Source organism: Streptomyces purpurogeneiscleroticus (assembly GCF_020024005.1).
Classification (GTDB): domain Bacteria; phylum Actinomycetota; class Actinomycetes; order Streptomycetales; family Streptomycetaceae; genus Streptomyces; species Streptomyces purpurogeneiscleroticus.
This window is the reverse complement of sequence record NZ_NHSG01000017.1, coordinates 1-5,508: the sequence shown is the minus strand read 5'-3', so window position 1 is coordinate 5,508 and position 5,508 is coordinate 1. Positions and strand designations below refer to the sequence as shown.

Here is a 5,508-nt window from a genome sequence, read left to right as displayed (position 1 = left end):
CCCCGCTCGCCACTGCCACCCCGAAGCCGAGCAGTGCCGTCACCCCGGGCGAGGGGAACGCGGCACCCGTAGGCGCGGCGCGCCGCTCGCGGTACCACACGAGCGCCCCGACGAGCGCCACGAAGGCGCCCAGCAGCAGCCCGAAGGCGTGCCCGGAGACAAGGGTGTTGGCCAGTACGCCGAGCGGGGTGCCGAGCACCGCGGCGCCCGCCAGCGCCCATGCCGTGCGCCGCGTGCGCGGCTCCCGCAGCTCACCGGAGCGCACATACGCGGCCGTGCCGAGCATCCCGGTGGCGACGTGCGTGACGATGGCGGTGCCCGCGACCTGGGCGGGGGAGAGGTCCGTGAGGACGAACAGGCCGATGGTCGCGAGTACTCCTCCCGGGCCCACGGCCGTGATGCCGACCCCGGCAGCCAGCCCGAAGAGCGCCAGCAGCACCAGCGTCGTGGTGTCGGGCGCCAGGCCCGTCATCGCGCTTCCCCCGGGGCGGCCGGGCCGCGGTGCAGCGTGGCGTGCAGGGCCAGCCGGTCCGCCCTGATGTGCAGCGACTCGGCGTCCACGGGGCGGCCGTCGGCGAGATGCGTGAGCCGTTCGATGGCGAAGACCGCGGCGCCCTCCTCGACGCCCAGCAGCGCCGCGGTGTCCGGCCCCGCGTTGACCGCGTGCACCGACACCTCGGCCCGGCCCAGGCGCTGCCCGGAGGTCTCCTCGATGAGCGCGAACAGGTCGCGGTGCGCGAGGTCGCAGCGGAGCAGCGGCGTCCCGATGTCGGCGGTGAGGTAGGTGGTGTCCAGGGACAGCGGGAGGCCGCCCAGCCGGCGCAGCCGCTCGACGTGCACCGCGCCCTCCCCGGGGGCCAGGCCCAGCCGCTCCGCGATGGCCGCCGGAGGCGCCGGGACGGGGCGAGCCGCCCGTACCTCGTTGGTGACCGCGCCGTGCCCGGTCAGCGTCTCCGCCAGGCCCGCCAGCCGGTCCAGCCCGTGACCGTACTTGGGCATCACGACCGTCGTGCCCACGCCCTGCTTGCGGGTGATCAGCCCTTCGTTGCGCAGCAGCGCGAGCGCCTCACGTACGGCGTTGCGCGACGCCCCGAGGTGCGCGCCCAACTCGTGTTCGCCGGGCAGCACGCCGTCCTCGTACGCGCCGCTGGTGATCCGCTGCCGGAGCACGTCGGCCAGCTGCCGGGCGCGCTCGGCGCGGGGCCGGGAGGACACCCAGGGCCCGTCGTCCCCGCCCTCCGCGCCCGGTGGTGCCGTCTCCCGCATGACCGACTCCCTTCCGCGCCGTACGGGGCGCTGCCGCTTCCTCCGGAGCCGTGCCCTCTGAAGCCTGCCCGCTGAGGCCGTGCCCGCTGAGGCCGTGCCCGCTTAGGCCGTGCCCTCGAAGCTGGGCCCTCCGAAGCCGTCGACGGTACTCTCCGGGCGTTACGCCGGAGTTACGCCACCCAGGCTGACCTGCGTAAACGATGGACCAGCAAGTTTGGTGGGAATGCCGGGGCGTTCCGCCGGGCAGAAGCGCCCGTACGCGGCTCCCCGCACGCTCAGTGATCATGAGCACATCAGACAGGGGCGGTGCCGGGCCCGGGTCTTGCCGTCGGTACAGTCGGTGCGGAACGATCCACTCCTACCCGGGAGTTGTCGTACCCCCTATCACTTTTCATCAGCCACGGTGCGCCGGTCCGTCGCTGACGCGGCAGCACCGAAAACGGAGGAAGCGGTCAATGGTCTTCGGGCGCGCTGAGCGACGCCGCAAGAAAGCCGTCGAGCCGGTCACGCTCAAGATCCTGGTCGCGGGCGGCTTCGGCGTCGGCAAGACGACGCTGGTCGGCGCGGTGAGCGAGATCAAGCCGCTGCGTACGGAAGAGCAGCTGAGCGAGGCGGGCCGGCCCGTCGACGACACCGCGGGCGTCGAGGGCAAGCACACCACCACCGTCGCCATGGACTTCGGGCGGATCACCCTCCGCGAGGACCTGGTGCTCTACCTCTTCGGCACGCCGGGCCAGGACCGCTTCTGGTTCCTGTGGGACGAGCTGTCCACGGGTGCGCTGGGCGCGGTGGTCCTCGCCGACACCCGCCGCCTGGAGGACTCCTTCGCCGCGATCGACTACTTCGAGCGCCGCGGCATCCCCTTCACCGTCGCGGTCAACTGCTTCGAGGGCGCCGAGCGCTACTCCGCCGAAACCGTCCGCGACGCGCTGGACCTGGACCCGGACGTCAGCGTCGTGTACTGCGACGCACGCGAGAAGGGCTCGGCGCGCGACGTCCTCGTCGAGGTCGTGCAGCACGCGCTGCGCATGAGCGAGGAACAGCGCGAGCCGGCGCTGTCCTGAGCCGTGCGGCGGGCCGACGCTCTCCTGAGGTGTGCGGCGGGCCGGTGCCGACCTGCCCCGCTCGCGGGCCCGTGCGGCGCGCTGAGGCCCGCCGGGACACGCCGCGCGGCCCGTACCCCGCCGTCCGGAGTACGGGCCGCGACGGCCCTGCAGGAGGGCCTGTACAGCGTGTTCACGGCCCCGCAGGAAGTCCTGCACGCCGTCGTTCGCTGTCCTGTCCGCCGGTCCAGTCGGCCTGTCCGCCGGTCCAGCCGGCCTATTCGCCGTTGTCGTCCAGCCAGCCGAAGCTGCGCTCCACCGCCTTCCGCCACTGCGCGTACTCCCGCTCCCGAACCTCGCCCGGCATCCGCGGCGTCCACTCGGCGTCCCGCTTCCAGTGCGCCTTCAGCTCGTCCAGGTCCTGCCACACGCCGGTGGCCAGGCCCGCCGCGTACGCCGCGCCCAGGCAGGTGGTCTCCGCGACCACCGGGCGGATCACCGGCACGCCCAGCACGTCCGCCTGGTGCTGCATCAGCAGGTTGTTGGCGGTCATCCCGCCGTCCACCTTCAGCGTCGTGATCTGCACGCCGGAGTCCTGGTACATCGCGTCCACGACCTCGCGGGTCTGCCAGCTGGTCGCCTCCAGCACGGCACGCGCCAGATGCGCCTTGGTGACGTAGCGGGTCAGGCCGGTGACCACACCGCGCGCGTCGGAGCGCCAGTACGGCGCGTACAGCCCGGAGAACGCCGGGACGATGTACGCGCCGCCGTTGTCGTCCACGCTCGCCGCCAGCGTCTCGATCTCGTCGGCGGAGCTGATGATGCCCAGCTGGTCGCGGAACCACTGCACCAGCGCACCGGTGATCGCGATGGAGCCCTCCAGGCAGTACACCGGGGCCTCGCCGCCCAGTTGGTACCCCATCGTGGTCAGCAGCCCGCTCTTGGAGGGGACGGGCCGGTTGCCGGTGTTCAGCAGCAGGAACGAGCCGGTGCCGTACGTGTTCTTGGCCTCGCCGACGCCGTAGCAGGTCTGGCCGAACACCGCGGCCTGCTGGTCGCCCAGCGCCGACGCCACCGGCACGCCCGCCAGCTGGCCCACGGCCGTGCCGTACACCTCCGCCGAGGACCTGATCTCCGGCAGTACCGCCTCGGGGATGCCCATCGCCGAGAGGATCGCCGGGTCCCACTGGAGGGTGGCCAGGTTCATCAGCATCGTCCGGCCGGCGTTGGTCACGTCCGTGACGTGCACCCCGCCGTCCGTGCCGCCGGTGAGGTTCCAGATCAGCCAGGAGTCGATGGTGCCGAACGCGATCTCGCCGGCCTCCGCGCGCGACCGCAGCCCCGGCACGTTGTCCAGCAGCCAGGCCGCCTTCGGCCCGGAGAAGTAGCTGGCCAGCGGCAGGCCCGTGGCCTCACGGAACCGGTCCTGGCCGTCCGCGCCGCCCAGTTCGTTGCAGAGCGCCGCCGTCCTGGTGTCCTGCCAGACGATCGCGTTGTGCACGGGCTTGCCCGTCCTGCGGTCCCACAGGACCGTGGTCTCCCGCTGGTTGGTGATGCCGAGCGCGCTGAGCTGGTCGGCACGCAGCCCGGCGCCCGCGAGCGCGCCCGCCACGACGGCCTGCACCTTGGACCAGATCTCGGTCGCGTCGTGCTCCACCCAGCCGGGCTTGGGGAAGATCTGCCGGTGCTCACGCTGGTCGACGGAGACGATCGCGCCGTCCTGGTCGAAGATGATGCAGCGGCTGGAGGTGGTGCCCTGGTCGATCGCGGCGACGTACTTCTGCGTACTGTCCGTGCTGTCCGTCATGGCGTCTCCTCAGTCGGATGACCGCAGTCGGCGAGCGGTGGTGCCCGCAGCGCAAGGCTGCGGGCGGAACGGCGCGGTCGGAAGCCCGCGCACAGGGGCAGTCATGAACCATGCGCATCGCTCACGCGCGCGGGTCAGAAGGCCGCGTTGTACACCAGGGCGGCGAGCACCGCGCCGATCAGCGGGCCCGCGACCGGCACCCACGCGTAACTCCAGTCGGACGTGCCCTTGTTCGGGATGGGCAGCAGCGCGTGCGCGATGCGGGGGCCGAGGTCACGGGCCGGGTTGATCGCGTACCCGGTGGGGCCGCCGAGGGAGAGGCCGATGCCGACCACCAGCAGCGCGACGAGCAGGACGTTGATGCCCGAGCCGTAGACCCCGCCGTCGGTGCCGGGGATCGGGCCGATGCCGATGCCCTTGTTCTCACCGAAGAACAGGATCGGCAGCACCAGGCCGACGGTCGCGATGATCTCGGTGACGAGGTTCGCCACCGGCTTGCGGATCTCCGGCCCGGTGGAGAAGATCCCCAGCGTCGGCTGGGCCTTGTCCGTCTGCGAGTTGGCCGCGAACTGCGCGTAGTACACGCCCCACGTCAGCGCCGCGCCGATGAGCGCCCCGATGAGCTGCGCCACCATGTACAGCGGCACCTTCGACCACGGCGTGCCGCCCGCGACGGCGGAACCGAGGGTGACGGCCGGATTGAGGTGGCCGCCTGACAGCGGTGCCGAGGTGTAGGCCCCGGCGAGTACGCCGAGGCCCCAGCCGAACGCGATGGCCACCCACCCGGCCGACTTCGCCTTCGAGTAGTGCAGCGTGACGGCGGCGCAGACGCCCGCGCCGAAGAGAATCAGGATCGCCGTGCCGATGACTTCGCCGACGAATATGTCCCCATTGGAATACATCTGCGGCTCCTTGGGCCCTTGCCCGGGGAACGGACCCCGGTCCTCCGTGCAGGGTGCGTACTTCTCCCATGGCCCGGCCACAGATTTCCGGACGCGCCACGGCAGCCGTACGGGGCGGAGCGGACGGCCGTGTTGTTCCCGCATCCGGCCCGGCCTCCGCGACGAGCGTGTCAGTACGGCAGGGCGCCGGTGGGGCACAGAAACGCGCGGCGTCACCGCGCGGTCGGGGGGAGCCTGCGTGCGGCACGCCGACTGACACCCGGAAGTGTTCACCGGCCGTGATAGGCCGTCAAGCACATGGACGGCAACGACTGCCACCACTCAGCACGCCGCACTCCTCACGCGCCCCTGCTGTCCCCTGGTTTGCTTTCGGGGCACCGGCGGACGGGTGACAGACAGGTGACCGCGTCGCTCACCGGCAGATACCCGGGGCTCGGTTGCGTGGGCCTCCGGGGACCTGAGGCTCGACGGCGTGGGGCTCGGGGCCGGT

The 5,508-nt window shown here is 72.3% G+C and carries 5 protein-coding genes; 1 reads left to right on the top strand and 4 read right to left on the bottom strand.

The features are described from left to right. Positions 1–472 (bottom strand): sulfite exporter TauE/SafE family protein (locus tag CCS38_RS00465; RefSeq protein WP_223731171.1); only part of this gene is annotated, 472 nt, incomplete at its 3' end. Continuing rightward, a complete protein-coding gene (locus tag CCS38_RS00460) occupies positions 469–1,266 on the bottom strand; it encodes a GntR family transcriptional regulator (protein WP_223731170.1) in 798 nt (265 codons plus the stop codon). The genes CCS38_RS00465 and CCS38_RS00460, both read right to left, overlap by 4 nt. A 455-nt stretch (positions 1,267–1,721) precedes the next feature. On the opposite strand from CCS38_RS00460, the gene CCS38_RS00455 reads away from it, so the two are divergent. Next, the gene (locus tag CCS38_RS00455) at positions 1,722–2,330 is read left to right on the top strand and encodes a GTP-binding protein (protein WP_223731169.1); all 609 of its coding nucleotides are present in this window, start codon (positions 1,722–1,724) and stop codon (positions 2,328–2,330) included. A 256-nt stretch (positions 2,331–2,586) separates the two neighbouring features. Here CCS38_RS00455 and glpK read toward each other — a convergent pair whose 3' ends face one another. Both glpK and CCS38_RS00445 read right to left on the bottom strand, forming a co-directional pair. Further along, on the bottom strand, positions 2,587–4,116 hold the full coding sequence (gene glpK, locus CCS38_RS00450; protein WP_223731168.1) for a glycerol kinase GlpK: 1,530 nt from the start codon (positions 4,114–4,116) through the stop codon (positions 2,587–2,589). A gap of 134 nt (positions 4,117–4,250) precedes the next feature. After that, the gene (locus CCS38_RS00445; protein WP_223731167.1) at positions 4,251–5,018 is read right to left on the bottom strand and encodes an MIP/aquaporin family protein; all 768 of its coding nucleotides are present in this window, start codon (positions 5,016–5,018) and stop codon (positions 4,251–4,253) included. Positions 5,019–5,508: the final 490 nt, after the last annotated feature.